The sequence below is a fragment of the Flagellimonas alvinocaridis genome (genome assembly GCF_004916895.1).
Classification (GTDB): Bacteria; Bacteroidota; Bacteroidia; order Flavobacteriales; family Flavobacteriaceae; genus Flagellimonas; species Flagellimonas alvinocaridis.
Map to the genome: position 1 here is coordinate 18,888 of NZ_SNTZ01000014.1, position 19,589 is coordinate 38,476.

Here is a 19,589-nt window from a genome sequence, read left to right on the forward strand (position 1 = left end):
TATGAAGATTTCATATATTTCATCCATTAAAATTATAAAATGGACAGTAAGCAGAGAGAAAAGTATTGGAAAGAAAATTTAAAGTACCTGGGCATTCTTCTTGCCATTTGGTTTTTGGTCTCCTTTGGGTTTGGAATCCTTCTTGTGGATCAACTCAATGCCTTTAAATTAGGAGGCGTTAAATTGGGCTTTTGGTTTGCCCAACAAGGATCAATTTATGTATTTGTGATTTTGATCTTTGTCTATGTCCGACTCATGAACAAATTGGATAAAAAATATAAGCTGGACGCATAATGGATATACAAACTTGGACGTTTATCATCGTCGGGCTCACTTTCGCTTTATATATTGGAATTGCTATTTGGTCCAGAGCGGGATCTACCAAAGAATTTTACGTTGCAGGAGGAGGAGTGTCTCCCTTGGCCAATGGGTTGGCCACAGGCGCGGACTGGATGTCTGCGGCATCTTTCTTGGGAATGGCAGGAATTATTGCTTTTGCAGGATATGATGGTTCTGTATACCTTATGGGATGGACCGGGGGATATGTGCTTCTAGCACTGTTGTTGGCCCCTTATCTGCGAAAATTTGGAAAATTCACCGTCCCTGATTTCATCGGAGATCGTTATTATAGCAATGTGGCCCGTACCGTTGCCGTTGTGGCAGCCTTGTTCGTGTCGTTCACCTATGTGGCCGGACAAATGCGGGGAGTTGGCGTGGTATTTTCGCGCTTCTTGGATGTTGAGGTAAATACAGGCGTGTACATTGGTATGGCCGTGGTTTTTTTCTATGCGTTTTTGGGAGGTATGAAAGGGATTACCTATACGCAAGTGGCACAGTATTGTGTATTGATTTTTGCATTTATGGTCCCCGCCATTTTTATCTCTCTTATGGTCACAGGAAATCCAGTCCCTCAAATTGGGTTCGCTTCCACTGGTGAAGATGGGGTGTATTTGTTGGATAAGTTGGATGGGTTGATGACTGAACTGGGCTTTACGGCCTATACGGATGGTACCAAGTCCATGACCGATATGTTGTTCATTACGGCGGCATTGATGATGGGAACTGCGGGATTACCTCACGTAATCATCCGCTTTTTTACGGTGCCCAAGGTTAGTGATGCCCGTAAGTCTGCGGGTTATGCATTGCTGTTTATTGCTATTCTGTATACCACAGCTCCGGCCATTGCCGTATTTGCACGTACCAACCTCATTGAAACCGTAGAGGATACTCCTTATGAGGAAATACCAGCTTGGTTTACCAAATGGGAAAATACAGGTCTTATCGCTTGGACAGATAAGAATGGTGATGGAAAAATCCAATACCTTCCAGGTGAAGCTGTTGAAGGCAGACAACCAGAGTTTGTTGAAGGTAGGGGAGCACAGGGACAACGGATGATCTCCAATGCCAGCTCTTCAGCCAATGAGTTGTACGTGGACCGTGATATCACCGTTTTGGCCAACCCTGAAATTGCAGGATTGCCCAATTGGATCATTGCGTTGGTAGCAGCAGGGGGATTGGCCGCAGCGCTTTCTACCGCCGCAGGATTACTTTTGGTAATTTCCACTTCCATTTCCCACGATCTGATCAAAAAGCAGATCGCTCCGGACATTTCGGATAAAAAAGAACTATGGGTTGCCCGTTTCTCGGCACTTTTGGCTGTAGTGGTAGCAGGATATTTTGGTATTCACCCTCCAGGCTTTGTGGCCTCGGTGACGGCTCTGGCCTTTGGTTTGGCCGCATCTTCATTCTTTCCCGCCATTATTATGGGAATCTTTAGTAAGCGTATGAACAGGGAGGGGGCCATTACAGGTATGGTGGCCGGACTTGGTATTACGTGCTATTACATTGCCCGTTTTAAACTTGGTTGGATTGGAAACCCAGAAACCAGCACACAAGAGTACTGGTGGTGGGGCATTTCACCCGAAGGTTTTGGAACCATGGGTATGTTGGTCAATTTTGCTGTGTCTATTTTAGTATCAAGATTTACACCAGCTCCTCCGGAAGAAGTACAGGGTATTGTGGAAAACATACGTATACCTAGTGGGGCCGGTGAAGCTATTGAGCATTAATTCTGGTGAAAGTCCCTCTCTTTTTTTAATTTTAAGGCACATAAAAATTTACTATACCTAAATGAGCAATTACCACATTAAGCATCTGGAAGAGTATTTTCAGGTGTATCGTAAGTCTGTTAGAAACCCTGAGGATTTTTGGGAAGAAGTGGCAGAGGAACATTTTTTTTGGAGAAAAAGATGGAACTCCGTTTTGGAATGGGATTTTACAAAACCCGAAATTAAGTGGTTTGATGGAGCGCAGCTCAATATTACCGAAAACTGCATAGACCGTCATTTGCGGAGCCGTGGTGATAAAACGGCCATTCTTTTTGAACCCAATGACCCCAATGAGGAGGCGGAGCATATTACCTATCGTGAGTTGCACGAGAGGGTGTGCAAGTTTGCCAATGTACTAAAGGATCAAGGGATAAAGAAAGGGGATAGGGTAGTCATCTATTTGCCCATGATTCCCGAATTGGCCATTTCACTCTTGGCCTGTGCACGTATCGGTGCCATTCATTCCGTTGTGTTTGCTGGATTTTCTTCAACGGCCTTGGCCACACGTATCAACGATTGTGGAGCCAAAATGGTATTGACTTCTGACGGTTCGTACAGAGGTACCAAGACCATCGACCTAAAAGGTATTGTGGACGAAGCTTTGCAGCATTGTCCAAATGTGGAAACCGTACTGGTGACCAAACGCACCGGAGAAGAGATCCCGATGAAAGACGGTCGTGACAAATGGTTACAACCTCTTTTGGACAAGGCATATTCCGATTGTGTTCCAGAAATCATGGAGGCGGAAGACCCGCTATTTATTCTGTATACTTCGGGTTCTACAGGTAGGCCCAAAGGAATGATGCATACCACGGCAGGATACATGGTCTATACGGCCTATACCTTTAAGAATGTCTTCCAATATAAAGAAGAGGATGTGTATTGGTGTACGGCAGATATCGGCTGGATTACCGGACACTCCTATATTGTATATGGACCTCTGGCCAACGGAGCTACTACTGTAATGTTCGAAGGTGTGCCTTCTTATCCTGATTATGGTAGGTTCTGGGAAGTGGTTGAAAAGCATAAAGTAACCCAATTCTATACGGCACCAACGGCCATTAGGGCCTTGGCCAAGGAGAATTTGGATTTTGTGACCAAGCATGATTTGTCTAGCCTTAAGGTTTTGGGAACTGTAGGAGAACCCATCAATGAAGAAGCTTGGCACTGGTACAACGATCATGTTGGGGAGAAAAACTGCCCCATCGTGGATACGTGGTGGCAGACAGAAACAGGAGGGATCCTGATTTCTCCGATACCGTTTTCAACCCCCACAAAACCCACATATGCTACCTTGCCCATGCCAGGCGTTCAACCTGCTTTGGTAGATGAGAGTGGCAATGAGATGAAAGGGAACCAAGTGGAAGGGAGGTTGTGCATTAAGTTTCCATGGCCTTCCATAGCACGAACTATTTGGGGCGACCACCAACGCTATAAGGACACCTATTTCTCAGCATTTGAAGGAAAGTATTTTACAGGGGATGGCGCCCTTCGTGATGAAGTGGGCTACTACCGAATCACTGGTAGGGTAGATGATGTGATCATTGTTTCCGGACACAATCTGGGTACAGCACCCATTGAAGATGCAATCAACGAGCACCCTGCTGTTGCCGAGTCTGCCATTGTTGGCTTCCCACATGATATTAAGGGTAATGCTTTGTATGGTTATATCATTTTAAAGGAAACAGGGGAAACCAGAAACAGGGAAAACCTTGCTAAAGAGATTAACCAATTGATCACTGAACATATCGGACCTATTGCCAAGCTGGACAAGATTCAGTTTGTACCTGGTCTGCCCAAGACCCGAAGTGGTAAGATTATGAGACGAATCCTTAGAAAGATTGCTTCCAAGGACACCAGTAATCTGGGAGACACATCAACTTTGTTGAACCCAGAAGTGGTTGAGGTTATCATGAAGGAAAGTCTATAAGACTTAAAGCCCAAATTTTGGAGGATTTTGTTTTTGAAATAAGTCTTTCAAGTTTTTGGGCTTTAATTTTTCTTTAATCGCTAGGAACGCTATCGCCGTAATCAACGCATCTCCTAGGGCGGTGTGCCTGTCTTTTTTTGATATCCGGAACTTTTCCGCCAACTCGTCCAACGAATAGGATTCTTTTTTTCGAAGAACCGAAGAAATGAGCAGCGTTCTTTTGTAGAGCAATCCAGTATCCAAGGTTTTGTTTTTTAAATGGGGAAGACCATTTCGTTTTAGGGCCGCATTGATCATGGCAATATCAAATGATACATGGTGGCCGACCAGCACATGGTTTTTTGCGTAGGCCAGAAACTGTTGCAAGGCATCCAATTCCGAAAACTGTATTTTTTTACTCCTTTTTAAAATGCCATGGATCTCGGCACTTTCAGAATCGTAATGTTCCTGCTCTATATAGATTTCCAAACTTTCTTTTATGCTGATGGTGTTGTTTGTAAGCTTAATGGCCCCAATACATAACATCCTGTCCTTGGTCAAGTTTAATCCAGTGGTTTCCGTATCCAGCACCACAAAAGTATTGCCAAGCACTTCCTGTGGGAGTTTCTCCTGAAATTGTTGGGTATAGTCCAACCAAAATTCTGGAAACTCCAACGTTTTTTTCTTTTTGAAGAACCACATTACCGTAAAAGATTTTTTACTTGAAACCGTACCTGGATCAGTTCTTGTATTTCCTTAATGGTCTTGAACGTTCTCTTAAGCTTGATTTTCTCTTCCTTGTTCAATTGGTCCAAAGCAATGAACCTGCCCGAATCATTGTGCAAGAGACCTTGTTTGGTCCTAAATTTCAATAAAGCTTTGCTTGCAAAAGAACAAGCAGTATAGAGTTCTTGGTTTTTCGGTTCCAGCTCCGCCAGTTTTTCATAGCGTTCCGCCGTATTGTTAATGGATTTTATGGAGTGGGACAAAATCAAAACCCGGGCAGCATCAATTATAGGCATCAATGCACGTAGTTTTAAATCGAAGAAATCTTTGTGGGCTCCATCTTGCTCTACCAAGAAGTCCCTGAAAAATCCTGATGGGGAAGGGTTCTGCAATGCTCCGCTGGCCAAATGGGTAAGAAACTGTGGATACTTTTTTGCATTTTCAAAAATGTGCAAGGAAAGTTCATCTGCCAATGCCTTTTCGCCATAAGTGACATTAAAATCGAAGAAAATGGAGGATAGAAGGACTTCATCAGGGCCCGGATTGCCCATCCAGTGAGATGTGACTTCTTTCCATTCCTGCAAACTATGACACCACAAAGGGTTGGAAGCCATCATTTCGGCAGGGCAGTATTCAAAACCGATATGGTTCAACTCAACCGAAATGCGATTCCCCAAGGCAAGAAAATAAGACTGTGTTTCCTCTTTTTTGTCTTCCGGGACATCTTCATAAAGAATGGCATTGTCCTGGTCTGTTGTAAGCAACTGCTCCCCGCGTCCCTGACTACCCATGGCCAGCCATGTGAATTTTACTGGAGGCGGTGTTTCCATTTGGTCAATACAAACTTGAATGACCTGTTTTATGGTAGCATCGTTAAGTTCCGAAATGATTTTGGATACCAACCCCATAGGGATATTCTGCTCTAAATATCCCTGTAAAAGGTTTATAATGCTATGCCTAATGGTACGTAGCCTTTTGGAATCCGTTGCCCTTTTTATAGCCCGCATTAGCACAGAGGGATTGTTTCCCAGAGCCACCATGACATCATGCTTGGATAGGATTCCCACGGCAGGTGTATCCGTTGTTCCGTCTTCGGTTAGACAAAGATGGCTTATACGGCTTTTCATCAAGGCCATTTGGGCTTGGGTAATAGTCAGCTCCTTGGAATAGGTAATTACAGGAGTGGACATAATTGCCTTGGCATTCTTGGTGATGGGGACCATTCCTGTAGCCACTTTGTTTCGTAAATCTTTATCAGTGATGATGCCTATGGGCAGCTCATTTTTTGTAACTAAAATGCACCCGACACTATTAAGGCTCATGGCATTGGCCAACACTTTTATTTGGGTTTCTTCGGTACAAGTTACCAGATTTGTAGAGTACCTTACGGGTTGAAGGTCCAATAATTTATTCTCCGCTGTGCCTTCGCCATCATTGGAAACCCCATATAGCTTACCTCTGTGCTTAATGGAGTACGGATTTCTAGTATTGGAGGCAAAGCTTTCAATTAAAAAATCCCCAACTTGATGGTTCTCCAAAGCAATGGGTTTAAACTCTTCAATGGGTATGGCATATAATATGGTCTCTTCTTGTGCAGTGGCCTGAAGTTTGTATTTTTCGTGGGCCATTAGAGGTCTCAAACCAAATATGTCCCCTTCATCACAAATATCCAATATATGCTGGGACCCTTTTTTGGTAAGGGCAATAGCACCTTTGTGAACTACATAGAAATAATTGTGGGGTGCTTCTTTTTCGGCAAAGACAATACTATTGTTCTCTTTATGGATTATGGTTACCTCATAGGCTAGCTTTTGCAGTTGATGCTCTGCCAAAATGTTGAAAGGAGGGTATTTCTTCAAGAAATCCGCAACCCGTTCCGAGATGGTGTTCTTCATACCCTAAAGTTAGGGGTAAAACCGCTATAAAGGGAGCTGTATGTGGAAAATGGTATTTTCTTAGGGCATTAAGGCCAACCCTAGACCAATTAAGAATACAGATAACACAAGTAGCCATTGGACGGCCTTTGTTTTTCCTTTTTTTGATAGTAAGATTCCTAACATATTTCGCCTATTTTGATGGAAGATACGATTTTGTTTCCGTAGATCAAACAATTTTAGCGATTAGCCCATAAATTTCATAGAGGTCTGGTTGGTACCCAAAAATAGATACATGCAAATTAAGCTACCCAGATTTGTTGCTGTTCTGGGTAAAAAAAGAAGGGCCAACAATTTGATAAACAATTGGTTGACCCCTCATGGATGTAGCGAGAGGGAGACTTGAACTCCCGACCTCAGGGTTATGAATCCTGCGCTCTAACCACCTGAGCTACCTCGCCGTGGTTTCGCTAAGCGGCTGCAAATATAAAGTTTAATTTTTGCCGAATCAAAATTCAGTATTAATTTATTATTTGATATTTATTTTTTTATCTTCCCAAATTATATCAATGGTTGAAAAGGGATAATAGAACATTAGAATGAGCGATAAGGTAAAATTTGAAATTGAGTTTGTAATCCAAGCATCCCCACAGTTGCTTTACCAATATATTTCCACCCCGTCTGGCCTATCAGAATGGTATGCGGACAATGTTAACTCCAGAGGTGAAATTTTCACTTTTATTTGGGATGGAGCAGAGGAACAGGCAAAGATGCTTAAACGAAAAAGCGAAGAATTTGTCAAGTTCACTTGGGTGGACAATGAGGATGATTCTTTTTTTGAGATGCGAATCATAGTGGATGAAATTACCAAGGATGTTTCACTCTTCATCACCGATTTTGCTGATGATGATGAAGTTGATGAAGCAAAAATGCTCTGGGAAAACCAAATTTCAGACTTAAAACAAGTGCTCGGCTCCAAATAGGGGTATTTTCAACTAAGCCGTATATTTGGCCTTGATTTGACAAGGAGTGTATATGGTGAATCTCAACGGAAAGCTTTTTTCAAGCGAAGCGGAAATCCTTACCCACAAAAATAGAGGGCTCAAATACGGTGATGCCCTTTTTGAAACCCTCAGATGCATTAAGGGAGACCTCTTCTTTTGGGAAGACCATTATTTTAGGTTGATGGCCTCCATGCGGATAGTACGAATGGAAATTCCAATGGAGTTTACCATGGAGTTTCTGGAAGGGGAAATCAAAAATACCATAGTTGAAAATCAGTTGGAAAATGAAGCCGTGCGGGTACGGGTCACTGTTTTTAGAAATGATGGGGGGTTATACAGCCCCTTGACCAATACAGTGTCTTACCTCATTGAGGTTGAAAAAATGGAATCCCCTTTCTATCTGATTTCGGAAAACGCTTATGAAGTTGAGCTTTTTAAGGACTATTATGTCAACAGAGATATGTTGTCTAATCTAAAGAGCACAAATAAAATACTCAATGTAGTTGCCAGCGTGTATGCCCAAGAAAATGGGTGTGACAGTTGTTTGTTGATCAATACGGACAAGCATGTGGTGGAAGCCATTGGAGGTAATCTTTTTGTGGTCCATGGGGATACAATTAAAACTCCACCTTTGGCAGATGGTTGTTTGGACGGTATTATCAGAAAAAAAATCATTGAGATTGTGGAAGCTACCGAAGCCTATCAATTTGCGGAAGAGTCCATTTCTCCCTTTGAGCTTCAAAAAGCGGATGAGCTTTTTATAACCAATAGTATTGTTGGAATCCAGCCTATAAGTAAATATCGAAAAAAGGTATTTAAAAATGAGATTGGCAAAAATCTAGTGGGAAAATTGAACGCCAAGGCAAGGATGGCTCAGACTAGTTGAGTGCAGGATTCTCAGGAGCGTTGGACCATAATAGGTAATCCCCACCCAGTTCCACCATTTTTTCTTTCCAAAAAGCAATGGATGATTTTTCCAGGATACCACTTTCATACTCATTTTTTACCACTACCCATGATTTAGAGGATAGTTCTTGGTCCAGTTGCCTAGAACCCCACCCAGAATAACCCAGAAAGAAACGAATGTCCTGTTCGGTAATAATTCCGTTGTTGACGAGCGATACGATTTTTTCAAAGTTTCCTCCCCAAAAAATACCATCTGAGATTTCAACACTGTCCTCAATCAAATTCGGGACTTTATGGATAAAATATAGATTGTCTTGCTCTACAGGGCCACCATTGAATACTTTAAAAGGAATGGTGATTTCAGAAACAAGATCGCAAATGGTGTAGTCCAAAGGTTTGTTAAGGATAAACCCAACAGAGCCTTCGTGGTTATGCTCTGCGATAAGCACCACAGATCTGTTGAAAGAAACATCTCCAGTCAGGGAAGGTTCTGCAACAAGTAACTTTCCTTTTTGAGGCTTTAGGCTCACCATTTTCATGGACTACTTGACTTTAATTGCTGTATAATATACAACATTTACAAAAACAAAAGCATCCTGAAAATAAAAAAGCACTTCTTCTCAGAAGTGCTTTGATATATTTTAATACTAATTGATTAGTTTACTGCACCACTCAATTCTGCACCTGCTTTGAACTTTACTACGTTCTTAGCTGCAATTTTGATGGTCTTACCAGTCTGTGGATTTCTACCTTCCCTGGCGTTTCTTCTGGAAACGGACCAAGAACCAAAACCAACCAAGGAAACTCTGTTTCCTTTTTTAAGAGATCCCTCTACATTTCCCAAGAAAGATTCCAATGCTTTTTTGGCTGCTGCCTTAGTGATGCCCGCATCGGCTGCCATAGCATCGATTAACTCTGTTTTGTTCATAATGGAATTAAATTAATTGTTGTTAAAATAATTTTAATGCTGAACAAATTTATACGGATTTGCATTTAACGCAAGTAAAACCGTGGGAAATAGGGGTTTTTGTTGATAACTTGAAACGTTTGTTGATAAAGTCAGAAAAAACAACGGATTTTTCCCAGCCCTTTAACTGTAGGGGTTTAGCGAAGGTGTGCATTTTCATCCAGGTTCAAACCATTTAAAACTTCAGAAACTTTCATTTTTCGTTTCCCTGGAAGTTGCAATTCCAAAATGTGCAGGTAACCGCCACTCACGGCAACCTTCAATGCTTTTTTTTCAACCAAAAGCTGCCCGTTTGGTTGTTTGTGGATTTTGGACTCTATCTGGGTTTCATATATTTTTATGGCCTCTTCCTTGCCATGGTTCACCAAATGGGTCCATGCGGCAGGGTAAGGGCTTAAGCCACGGATAAGATTATGTATTTCCTCTAATGGTGCTTCCCAATCCACACGGCAGGTTTCTTTATGGATTTTGTGCGCAGGTTTAAGGTTTGCAGTTTCCTTCTGGGGCAAACGCTTCACTGTACCGGAAACTATCTGCTGGCAGGTTTCCACCACCAAACTGGCTCCTACCTCCATCAACCTGTCGTGCAATGTCCCTGCATTGTCTTCAGGAAGTATGTCTTCTTTCTTTTGCAGGATGATACTCCCTGTGTCTATTTTATCATCTATAAAAAATGTAGTTACCCCTGTTTCTGTTTCCCCGTTGATAATGGCCCAATTGATGGGCGCTGCACCACGATATTGGGGCAGAAGCGAGGCATGCAGGTTAAACGTGCCATATTTTGGCATTTGCCATACTATTTTGGGTAACATCCGAAAAGCGACCACTACTTGTAAATCAGCTTTTAGCTCCCGTAGCTCTTCCAAAAAAGATTCATCCTTTAAATTGGTTGGCTGCAATACCTTTATTTGATGTTCCAGAGCAAATTGTTTTACTGCTGATGCCTGCACTTTTCGTCCCCTGCCAGCAGGTCTGTCAGGAGCTGTGATTGCTCCCACAACTTTAAAACCCGCTTCAAGGATACTTTTAAAACTGGCCACGGCAAAATCTGGGGTGCCCATAAAAACAATTCGTAATTTACTCTCTGATGGCATACTCATTAATATGGTTTAAAACAATCATTTCATCTTCCAAAAGACCCTGTAGAGCCTGCAATAAATCCTTTTCATTTGCCCCAGTGGCTTTCTCCAACTTTCTGGAGGTACTTGGTCCAAGGTTTAAAAGGGCTAAGATTCTTTCCTCCAATTTCACAGGGGATTTTAACTTGTTCCCTTTGGTGCAAATATCGCATGTGCCACACTTTTCCTTCGCATTTTCTCCAAAATACTTTAAAAGATAGATGCTTCTACAAATTTTCTTGTTCTGGACGTAACCCAGCATGGCCTCCATGTTGCCTTGTTTCACAGCATTGAGTTCACGAATTTTCTTGGCAAAGGGATTTATGGTGTGATCATCTTCCCTTGGAACCAAAAAATTGATTTCCAAATCACTTGTATTGTTCTGATATTTTACAATACCATCGTCCTGTAATTGTTTCAAGAGTTTTTTTAATGCTTTTTCATTCTTGCCGGTTTTCTTGGATAGTAGATGCAGGTTTATTTTTGTTTCATATTCCGTTATTCCTCCATAGGTCCGGAGAATGGTCTGTATAATTGTTGCAGAGGTACGGTTTTTGTCCAGATAAGAAAAAATACCCGCTTTTGATGCTACAAATTGCAACAGGGTTTTTTCCTTAAAGTTTTCCGATAGGGAGAGAACGGAATTTTGGTCCAGGATTTTCAGTGCATTATATGTGGTATTTGGATTAAGGTCATACCGTTTACAGAACTTATTGAATCTAAATTCCAAAGGTTCTTCTAGGGACTCTCCATAAGAAATCTGAAAATAGTTGTTCAACTTGGAATATACATTCTTTACAAAAGCTACATCCGGCAAGTTGGAAAGAAATTGCTGCTTTGCCCTTTCTTGGTCTTCCAATGTGGTCAAAATAATGGCGGTTGAAGGTTTTCCATCCCTTCCTGCTCTTCCTGCCTCTTGGAAATAGCTCTCCAGACTATCCGGGATTTGGTAATGAACTACCAAACGGACATCTGGTTTGTCCACGCCCATGCCAAAGGCATTGGTGGCCACCATGGTATTCAACTTTCCTTCCAACCAGAGGTTGAGCTTCTCTTCCTTCTCCGTTTTGGTGATGCCCCCATGAAAAAAAGCAGCCTTTACTCCATTCCGGTTCAAAAATTCCGAGAGCTGTTGGGTCATCTTTCGTGAACGGACATAAACAATGGAACTTCCCGGAAATTTGCCCATATACTTTTTTAATTGATATAACTTGTCCTCGGTTCGTTTTACCTTAAAGACAATATTTGACCTTGAAAACGAATCCTTGAAAATGGCAGCACTATCGAGTTTCAAGTTTTGGATGATGTCATCAACTACTTGGGGTGTGGCCGTAGCTGTTAAGGCAATAGTGGGAGTATCTGGTTTTAACTCTTTAAGTATGGAGCAATCCAAATAAGCAGGTCTAAAATCGTTTCCCCATTGCGAAATACAGTGGGCCTCATCAATGGCAATAAGGTTCACGTTCATTTCTTGGATTCTTTCCTGAATAATGGACTGTTGCAGTCTTTCCGGCGAAAGGTAGAGGAATTTGTAATTGCCAAATAGACAATTGTCCAAAAGGTCGTTGAGTTCCTCAAAAGGAATGCCGCCGGTTAGTGCAATGGCCTTAATGCCTCGTGCCTTTAATTGCTTTACTTGGTCTTGTATTAAAGCTACTAGTGGGGAAACTACAATGCAAAGCCCGTCCATGGTCATTGCTGGAACTTGGTAGCAAAGCGATTTTCCTCCACCTGTTGGCATTAGTGCCAACACATCGTTTCCAGCTATGATTGCATCAATAATGGACTTTTGGGATCCCCTGAAATCATCATAGCCCCAGAATTCCTTTAAAATAACCGTTGCTTCTTTTTGCACTAAAGTTGATTAAGGGTTTCCAAAATAAAATCAATCCGATTGGGGACTGCATCTTTTGGCACTTCAATGGGGTTATAGCCAAATTGGGTGTACGTATTCATCAGGGCATCATGGATGTTCTCCGCCTCTTCAAAAGTTTCCAGACGTTCATTGTCCGACACATAGATTTCCTGCCATGGCGGAACAATGAAAATGGTATCATACCGGTTAAACCTACAGGTGTCCAAAAACTCCTTTCCATAAGGTTGTCCAAAGAAGTCCATATAAGCAAGCACATCTGGGATGCCGCGGTCAAAAAAACTTAGAGGGACATCCATTTCCAGGGATTTCTGATAATGCTCTGCCCTTCCATAGAGCAAATCCTTGTTGAATTGCAAGGCATCATCAACAAAAACCAAGGGATTGGAGACATGTGTATCTCCATCGCCCTCTAGCCTTGCCTTGAAGGTCATATCCCTAATGATCTCATGGAAACAATGGAATCCTCTTTGCTCCAAACCATGGATTATAGATGTTTTTCCTGTTCCCGGAGCTCCTGTAACAACTACTTTGTTCTTGCCCAAACACATTAATTTACGACTACAAAGTAATGAAATCAGTCAATGGAAAAAAAATTGGGCAGTAAGCCATATATTTGTAAAAAAAAGGATGGAGAAAGAAAACACAGATGAGTTTTATGCGCGACTTAAAGACCAACTGTTGGAAACTACAAGCTGGCCATCCAATTATTTGTTCAAGTTTATTGTGCCAACAGATGAAAAGCGTATAGAGGAAATCAATGCCATTTTTGATAATACCGGAGCCGTGATCGAGTCAAAGAAGTCTAAAAAAGGAACCTATACAAGCGTTTCCATCACTGTAAACATGAAGGACCCGGACGAAGTGATAGCCAAATACAAAGAAGTATCGACTGTGGAAGGCATAATTTCCCTATAAAACCACAGATTGCCATAATTTTATTATTTTGCAGACGTTATCGGATAGACTTCCCGATAATTTAATTTCATTAAACATTTCAATTTGAACGTAGTAGAGAATTTAGAATACAATACAGAGCGTCCAAAGCTCTTTATTCCAGAATATGGTCGTCATTTTCAAAAAATGGTGGATCATGCGGTTTCCATAGCGGATAGAGAAGAGCGCAATAAGGAGGCCAAGGCCATCATCAGTGTTATGGGAAATCTTCAACCCCATTTGCGAGATGTGCCTGATTTTCAACATAAACTTTGGGATCAATTGTTCATTATGTCCGATTTTAAATTGGATGTGGACTCTCCGTTTCCCATTACATCCAAGGAAGTGCTACAACAAAGGCCAGAACCTTTGGAATATCCTCAAAACCATCCGAAGTATCGATTTTATGGAAACAATATCAAAAGAATGATTGATGTGGCCGTAAAATGGGAAAAAGGTGATATGCGTTCCGGATTGGAGTATGCCATAGCCAACCACATGAAAAAATGCTACCTCACTTGGAACAAAGATACCGTGGAAGATGCGGCTATTTTTGGTCACTTGAAAGAGCTTAGCAATGGTGAAATCGATTTAGCTGGTGATGGGGAAAACCTAACTGAGAGCGGGCAGTTCCTAAAAAACAGACAGGCCAAATCCAACAGAAATGGAGGCGGAAGCAAAAAGGGGCAGCGCAACAGAAAAAAAAGGTACTAAACTCCAAAGAAATCCATGGGAACATTTCGAATAGAGGGTGGGCATCAACTTCATGGTGAGATTACACCCCAAGGGGCAAAGAATGAGGCGTTACAAATTCTTTGTGCCGTACTTTTGACCGGTGAAAAAGTCACGATTCACAATATCCCGGACATTGTAGATGTAAATAAGCTTATTGCCCTTTTGGAAGATTTGGGTGTAAAAATCCAAAAGAAAGGAAAGGGGTCTTATTCATTTATGGCAGATGATGTCAATTTAGAGTATCTGCAATCGGCAAAGTTCAAGGAAGAGGGTAGAGGTCTTAGAGGCTCTATCATGTTGGTTGGACCTTTGTTGGCCAGATTTGGCATGGGGTATATTCCCAAACCTGGAGGCGATAAAATAGGTAGACGGCGTTTGGATACCCATTTTGAAGGATTTATTAAACTGGGGGCAAAATTCCGATACAATAAGGAAGAATATTTTTATGGTGTGGAAGCCAATAAACTGAAAGGTACCTACATGCTTTTGGATGAAGCATCGGTTACCGGAACAGCCAACATTGTCATGGCCGCTGTGCTTGCAGAAGGCACCACCACCATATACAATGCAGCTTGTGAACCATACCTTCAGCAATTGTGTAAAATGCTGAATAGAATGGGAGCCAAGATTTCAGGAATTGGATCTAACCTTTTGACCATAGAGGGGGTTGATACACTGGGAGGTACAGAACATACCATGTTGCCCGATATGATTGAAATAGGAAGCTGGATCGGACTGGCGGCGATGACCCAAAGTGAGCTGACCATAAAAAATGTAAGTTGGGACAATTTAGGGTTGATTCCTAGTGTGTTTCGTAAGTTGGGCATAACGGTGGAGCGTAAGAATGATGACATCTTTATTCCCAAACACGATAAAGGCTATGAAATCCAAAATTTCATAGATGGCTCTATCTTAACGATTGCCGATGCGCCATGGCCCGGCCTTACACCTGATTTGTTGAGCATTCTTCTTGTTGTGGCCACGCAAGCCAAAGGAGAGGTGCTTATTCATCAAAAAATGTTCGAAAGCCGACTTTTCTTTGTGGACAAGTTGATAGACATGGGGGCAAAAATCATTCTTTGTGATCCCCACAGGGCCACAGTGATTGGACACGACTTTAAATCGACCTTAAAGGCTACTACCATGGTTTCGCCCGATATTAGGGCAGGGGTTTCCCTATTGATAGCGGCACTTTCGGCCAAAGGGACTTCCACGATCCACAACATTGAGCAGATAGACCGTGGTTATGAGAACATTGATGAACGCTTACGCGCCATAGGGGCTAAAATCGTAAGGGTCTAAAACCTCAATGGGATTCAGTATACTTCTTGAAATTGTTTAGAATGGCCTGCCAGCCATTCTTTTGCATCTCCAGAGAGTTCTCTTTTTCAGCATCGAAGGTTATGGTGACTTTGGTTTCTTTGTGGGATTCTTCAAAAAGGACGATTGTTTTTCTTCCGTCCTCTAAAGTGAAGGCAATTTTCTTTTGAGGAATGACCTCGTCGTAAACCGCTTCAAAGTCAAACCCAAAACTGCCATCCTTGGCTTCCATTCGAGCTATGTATTTTCCGCCTTTCCTCAAATCATTTTTTGCGGATGGACAATGCCAACTATCATCGGCAAAATTCCACTGGGTAATATGTTCTGGTTTGGTGTAAAAATCCCACACCTTATCTAAAGTTGCAGTAATGTTGACGTCTATTGTAATGGGTGTTGTATCCATATTTACAGCTGGTTTAGGATTGGAACATTGGTTTGTATTTGGGCCAGTTTTCAATGATGACCCAAAGGTTGATGGCAAATAAGGGAAGCGCAATGGGAAGTCCAGAAGTGTCTGTAACGGTATTGATCAATAATATTCCCACCATTACAGGAAGAATGACAATGGCCCCAAGCGCCCTGGTCTTTTTGAAAAGGAACAGCATGCCGCCTACAAGTTCCACAAAACCCACAAGAGGGATCAACCAATCCATAGTCATAATGGCTTGCATCATTTGCATTAGACTTTCCGGAAGGTCTTCGGGAACGGGCATGTAGTTGAAAAATTTGTTCAATCCTGCATTGATGAACATCAAGCCGAACAGCACACTGACAACAGTGATGATTTTTTGTTTCATGGTTGAGATGATTTATGAATTTGACAATATGGAATCCAACCCTTGCATAGCAACGGTAAAGCCTTCCTTGAAACCAAGTTCGATTATTTTTTCCAGATCGGACAAGTTTTTATGTTTGATGGTAATGTACACCAAGGTGGTATCTCCCTGATTCACAAAATCCAGATTCCAGTTAGATCTTGGAAATTCGTCATTGATGTTTCCGTCTGCATCGCAGAAGGCATCCATATACTGAAAGTTGGTCTTTGGCGAAATAGAAGTGAAATCGGCCACGGCCCAATGTTCTTCTCCTTCAGGGCCACACATGGCATAAAGGCGTCTTCCACCTACTTCGAACACCATGGACTTGGTTTTGGCCACCCATGGTTGTGGGGCCCACCATTGGTCAAGGATTTCTGGTTTTGTGAAAGCATCCCATACCACATCCTGTTCAGCGGCAAACTCCCGCTTTACATGTACACTTCTTTTTTGGTTGTTTACGGTAAAATCAAATAAGAGATTGGTTTTCATAGAGAGGGTTTTAATTTGGATATGTAGTTTTCAAGTTTAGCGATGTTTTGTTTCATGCCTTCATCAGCTTTGTGGGCCTTGATTATGGTCTGCAAGATTTCTTCAGAATCAAACACCGCGGTCCAGGACATGTGAGTTTCCTCTCCATTGGGCTCAAAGACAACGGTGGTAATAAAATGTGGATTGAAGTGTTCAAACACAATTTTTTTGTGGAGAACAATTTCCTTGTAAATACTTCGGTTAGGGTAGTTGGTACCATCTGGCCCGTGCATGGTCAGTTTCCATTCACCACCTTCACGAACATCCATTTGCTGTATGCTATTGGTAAAACCATTGGGTCCCCACCATTGTGCAATATGCTCGGGTGTGGTCCATACTTCCCACACTAATTCAATGGGAGCTTTGAGGGTTCTTGAGATTGATAGTTGTCTACGTTCAGTGTTTTCCATTCTTTTTTGCGTTTTTGAGATCGGCCAAATACCTGTCCAGATTATCGAAACGGTTTTCCCAGATTTTTTTGAACTGTTCCAGCCACCTGTCAATTTCCTGCATCTTGTCAACCTTCAATTCATAGAAGATTTCCCTACCCTGTTGATTGGATTTGACCAAATCACATTCGTTAAGGATTTGAAGATGTTTGGAAATGGTAGGCCGAGCCGCATCAAAGTTTTCCGCAATGGCCCCAGCGGTCATGGCTTGTGATGTGAGTAGGACCAATATGGCCCTGCGTGTTGGGTCGGCAATGGCTTGGAATGGATCTCGTCTCAATTTCATCATGAAGAAATTTAAAATATGAAGCTATATGGCTACAAATATATGTGTAGCCATTTAACTACGCAAATAATTCTTGAAAATTTTACATGCCTCTAGTGAAGGTTGTTGTTCTATTTCAGGTAAATAAGTCTAATTACGATTCCTTTTCCACTAGTGAGCCATCAGGATAAAGTGCAAATCTGCCTCTATCTTTCTCATGAACATTGTCTGGATAGGGCCATGGCCAACCCCCAAATTGGGTCAAGCGATATTCGTCCATGGCCTGTTGGATTTCCTCTTCGGTATTCATTACAAAGGGACCATATTTTGCTACAGGTTCTGCAATGGGTTTTCCTTGCAAGAGTAAAAAATGAGCTTTTTCAGCCCCAATTTTTATGGTGATGTCTTCTGCGGGGTTTACCACGATGCCAAATTTTGAATTTACTTTACGATCACCTATAAAAATCTCGGAACCTTCATAAAAATAGAGTGTTCGGGTCACTTCTGAATTTGATTTCGGTAATGTATATTCAGTATCGGCCTCCACCAAGATATTCCAGATGGCTACATCATTTTTTGGATTTGCGGCCCAAGAATCTGGTGCGGGGGATAAAGCGAGGGTATCTTTATAATTTCCCGCAATGACCTTTATTTGGGCATTTCCTTCTTTGATGACGGGAATATCCTCATGCCATAGCATCTTAAAGTGGGGTTCCACAAACTTATTGGCCTTGGGTAAATTCAACCAGATTTGAAACAGCTCCAAAGGATTGTCAGTTTCATCATGGAGCAAAGGGAACATTTCGGAGTGTTGTACCCCTAGTCCCGCTGTCATCCATTGTACATCGCCTTCGCCAAACCTTCCTGCGGCTCCCAAGGAATCAGAGTGGTCGCAGAAACCTTTATTAACAATGGTTATGGTCTCGAAACCACGATGGGGATGATAGGGAAAACCTGGTATAGTTGTGCCATGATACATACGCCATTTTAGGGTGGGGTCAAAGTCACTGCCCATATTTCTTCCTTTGAGGAGCTCTGGTTCCGGTCCCATTTCGCCATTTCCTTTGGGATAATGGTCCAAATGGTATACAGCAAAAAGAAATGGATCTTGGATCTGCCAAGGAAAGCCTAAAGGAATTGTTTGTATAACAGGGTTGCTCATAAGTTTAATGCTTTACTGTATTAATTTCTATCCAATACCCTTCTGGATCTTGAATGTAGATTTGCTTTACTCCATCTGAACGGTCTGTTATGGAACTCTTGTTCCCAGGCCAATCATAAAAATCGATGTCCTTCGCCAATAAATGTTCAATAAACCCTTCTAAGTTTTGAGTGGATAGGCTTAGGTGCATTCTCTTGTGTTTAACAATAACATCCACGTCCTTTTTAATAAGATGTAATTGTGAGTTGCCTTGAATTTGAAACCACCTAAAACCTGGAGCTTTATCTGGGTGAGGAATCTCGGTCAATCCAAAGACATCCCGATAAAAATCACCCGTTTCCATCAATTTGGTAACGATCAAGGAATAATGGTCAAAAGTGAAACCAAAGTTGAGTGAATCCGCTTTGAACTGGGTTTGAAGATAAGTTTGTGCCCAGCCCCCATCATTATAGCTGCCTACCGTAAAATTATAGGTGTTGGCATCCACATATTCCCAATAATCGGTTACTTGGGTTCCTCCATAATCATAAGTGTAAATGATGTCTTTTCCCTTTTGGGTAACTGTGCCTTGTGTCACACCTCCAAAGACATCAAACTCCCAGAAAACTATGGTTTGGTTTTGTGGGTCATATTTGCGGATTCCATGATTTCTTGGTCCAAAAGTGGTTTGCTCTTGATTGGTGAATCCTTTGCTTTCGGTTATCACCAAGCTAGAACCTAAGTCATAAGTAAAAGTGATTTCCTGTTGAAATTTGGAACCATCTCCCCAAGTTCCCTCGGCCTTCCAGGTTTTGCCCATCAAGGGTTCAAAAATTGAAAGATCAAGATTTTGCGATTGCAAGTTGAAAAAGCCTGCGAGAAGCAGGCTTACAAATAGTATTTTTTTCATTT

The 19,589-nt window shown here is 41.9% G+C and carries 22 protein-coding genes and 1 tRNA gene; 8 read left to right on the forward strand and 15 right to left on the reverse strand.

Annotation, left to right across the window (positions count from 1 at the left end; translation table 11 throughout):
- Positions 1–39: 39 nt before the first annotated feature.
- From EZV76_RS15290 to acs, 3 genes are all read left to right on the forward strand, one after another.
- Positions 40–294: a DUF4212 domain-containing protein gene (locus EZV76_RS15290; RefSeq protein ID WP_136567440.1), complete on the forward strand. Its 255-nt coding sequence runs from the start codon at positions 40–42 to the stop codon at positions 292–294.
- Positions 294–2,069 (forward strand): sodium:solute symporter family protein, encoded by a 1,776-nt coding sequence (locus EZV76_RS15295; protein WP_136567441.1) that lies wholly within the window; start codon positions 294–296, stop codon positions 2,067–2,069. The genes EZV76_RS15290 and EZV76_RS15295 overlap by 1 nt, the downstream gene beginning before the upstream one ends.
- Before the next feature lie 61 nt (positions 2,070–2,130).
- Positions 2,131–4,038 carry an acetate--CoA ligase gene (acs, locus tag EZV76_RS15300; protein WP_136567442.1) on the forward strand — a complete coding sequence of 636 codons (1,908 nt, stop codon included), beginning with the start codon at positions 2,131–2,133 and terminating at the stop codon, positions 4,036–4,038.
- A gap of 3 nt (positions 4,039–4,041) precedes the next feature.
- On the opposite strand, the gene EZV76_RS15305 is transcribed toward acs, so the two are convergent.
- The 3 genes from EZV76_RS15305 to EZV76_RS15315 all read right to left on the reverse strand — a co-directional run bounded on the left by EZV76_RS15305 (position 4,042) and on the right by EZV76_RS15315 (position 7,078).
- Positions 4,042–4,719 (reverse strand): 3'-5' exonuclease, encoded by a 678-nt coding sequence (locus tag EZV76_RS15305; RefSeq protein WP_136567443.1) that lies wholly within the window; start codon positions 4,717–4,719, stop codon positions 4,042–4,044.
- A complete protein-coding gene (locus EZV76_RS15310) occupies positions 4,719–6,638 on the reverse strand; it encodes a DUF294 nucleotidyltransferase-like domain-containing protein (protein WP_136567444.1) in 1,920 nt (639 codons plus the stop codon). The genes EZV76_RS15305 and EZV76_RS15310 overlap by 1 nt, the downstream gene beginning before the upstream one ends.
- 366 nt (positions 6,639–7,004) lie before the next feature.
- Positions 7,005–7,078, reverse strand: a tRNA-Met gene (locus tag EZV76_RS15315).
- 138 nt (positions 7,079–7,216) lie between these two features.
- Between EZV76_RS15315 and EZV76_RS15320 the strand changes: the two genes are divergently transcribed.
- Entirely contained in the window at positions 7,217–7,600 is a 384-nt protein-coding gene (locus EZV76_RS15320; RefSeq protein ID WP_136567445.1) for an START-like domain-containing protein, read from the forward strand.
- Positions 7,601–7,652: 52 nt separating this feature from the next.
- On the forward strand, positions 7,653–8,507 hold the full coding sequence (locus EZV76_RS15325) for an aminotransferase class IV (protein ID WP_136567446.1): 855 nt from the start codon (positions 7,653–7,655) through the stop codon (positions 8,505–8,507).
- On the opposite strand, the gene EZV76_RS15330 is transcribed toward EZV76_RS15325, so the two are convergent.
- The 5 genes from EZV76_RS15330 to EZV76_RS15350 form a co-directional block, all read right to left on the reverse strand.
- Positions 8,500–9,060 carry a YqgE/AlgH family protein gene (locus EZV76_RS15330; RefSeq protein ID WP_136567475.1) on the reverse strand — a complete coding sequence of 187 codons (561 nt, stop codon included), beginning with the start codon at positions 9,058–9,060 and terminating at the stop codon, positions 8,500–8,502. The genes EZV76_RS15325 and EZV76_RS15330 overlap by 8 nt on opposite strands.
- Positions 9,061–9,182: 122 nt before the next feature.
- Positions 9,183–9,455, reverse strand: a complete 273-nt coding sequence (locus EZV76_RS15335) for an HU family DNA-binding protein (protein WP_116218957.1) — start codon at positions 9,453–9,455, stop codon at positions 9,183–9,185.
- A gap of 176 nt (positions 9,456–9,631) precedes the next feature.
- On the reverse strand, positions 9,632–10,594 hold the full coding sequence (fmt, locus tag EZV76_RS15340) for a methionyl-tRNA formyltransferase (protein ID WP_439108202.1): 963 nt from the start codon (positions 10,592–10,594) through the stop codon (positions 9,632–9,634).
- A complete protein-coding gene (locus EZV76_RS15345; protein WP_136567447.1) occupies positions 10,572–12,467 on the reverse strand; it encodes a RecQ family ATP-dependent DNA helicase in 1,896 nt (631 codons plus the stop codon). The genes fmt and EZV76_RS15345 overlap by 23 nt, the downstream gene beginning before the upstream one ends.
- Entirely contained in the window at positions 12,467–13,030 is a 564-nt protein-coding gene (locus EZV76_RS15350) for an AAA family ATPase (protein ID WP_136567448.1), read from the reverse strand. The genes EZV76_RS15345 and EZV76_RS15350 overlap by 1 nt, the downstream gene beginning before the upstream one ends.
- Positions 13,031–13,115: 85 nt before the next feature.
- Here EZV76_RS15350 and EZV76_RS15355 point away from each other — a divergent pair, with 85 nt between their 5' ends.
- The 3 genes from EZV76_RS15355 to murA all read left to right on the forward strand — a co-directional run bounded on the left by EZV76_RS15355 (position 13,116) and on the right by murA (position 15,458).
- Positions 13,116–13,403, forward strand: a complete 288-nt coding sequence (locus EZV76_RS15355; protein WP_136567449.1) for a DUF493 family protein — start codon at positions 13,116–13,118, stop codon at positions 13,401–13,403.
- Between the two features lie 84 nt (positions 13,404–13,487).
- Entirely contained in the window at positions 13,488–14,135 is a 648-nt protein-coding gene (locus EZV76_RS15360; RefSeq protein WP_136567450.1) for a DUF4290 domain-containing protein, read from the forward strand.
- 15 nt (positions 14,136–14,150) lie between these two features.
- The gene (gene murA, locus EZV76_RS15365) at positions 14,151–15,458 is read left to right on the forward strand and encodes a UDP-N-acetylglucosamine 1-carboxyvinyltransferase (RefSeq protein WP_136567451.1); all 1,308 of its coding nucleotides are present in this window, start codon (positions 14,151–14,153) and stop codon (positions 15,456–15,458) included.
- Between the two features lie 4 nt (positions 15,459–15,462).
- Here murA and EZV76_RS15370 read toward each other — a convergent pair whose 3' ends face one another.
- The 7 genes from EZV76_RS15370 to EZV76_RS15400 form a co-directional block, all read right to left on the reverse strand.
- Positions 15,463–15,879: an SRPBCC family protein gene (locus EZV76_RS15370; protein ID WP_136567452.1), complete on the reverse strand. Its 417-nt coding sequence runs from the start codon at positions 15,877–15,879 to the stop codon at positions 15,463–15,465.
- Positions 15,880–15,892: 13 nt separating this feature from the next.
- A complete protein-coding gene (locus EZV76_RS15375) occupies positions 15,893–16,273 on the reverse strand; it encodes a DoxX family membrane protein (RefSeq protein WP_136567453.1) in 381 nt (126 codons plus the stop codon).
- A 12-nt stretch (positions 16,274–16,285) separates the two neighbouring features.
- Positions 16,286–16,783, reverse strand: coding sequence for an SRPBCC family protein (locus EZV76_RS15380; RefSeq protein ID WP_136567454.1), 498 nt, complete (start codon positions 16,781–16,783; stop codon positions 16,286–16,288).
- A complete protein-coding gene (locus EZV76_RS15385; RefSeq protein ID WP_136567455.1) occupies positions 16,780–17,232 on the reverse strand; it encodes an SRPBCC domain-containing protein in 453 nt (150 codons plus the stop codon). Before EZV76_RS15385 ends, EZV76_RS15380 begins: the two co-directional genes overlap by 4 nt.
- The gene (locus EZV76_RS15390; protein ID WP_136567477.1) at positions 17,219–17,557 is read right to left on the reverse strand and encodes a metalloregulator ArsR/SmtB family transcription factor; all 339 of its coding nucleotides are present in this window, start codon (positions 17,555–17,557) and stop codon (positions 17,219–17,221) included. The genes EZV76_RS15385 and EZV76_RS15390 overlap by 14 nt, the downstream gene beginning before the upstream one ends.
- A 133-nt stretch (positions 17,558–17,690) precedes the next feature.
- The gene (locus tag EZV76_RS15395) at positions 17,691–18,698 is read right to left on the reverse strand and encodes a pirin family protein (RefSeq protein ID WP_136567456.1); all 1,008 of its coding nucleotides are present in this window, start codon (positions 18,696–18,698) and stop codon (positions 17,691–17,693) included.
- 4 nt (positions 18,699–18,702) lie between these two features.
- On the reverse strand, positions 18,703–19,587 hold the full coding sequence (locus EZV76_RS15400) for a VOC family protein (protein WP_236640940.1): 885 nt from the start codon (positions 19,585–19,587) through the stop codon (positions 18,703–18,705).
- Positions 19,588–19,589: the final 2 nt, after the last annotated feature.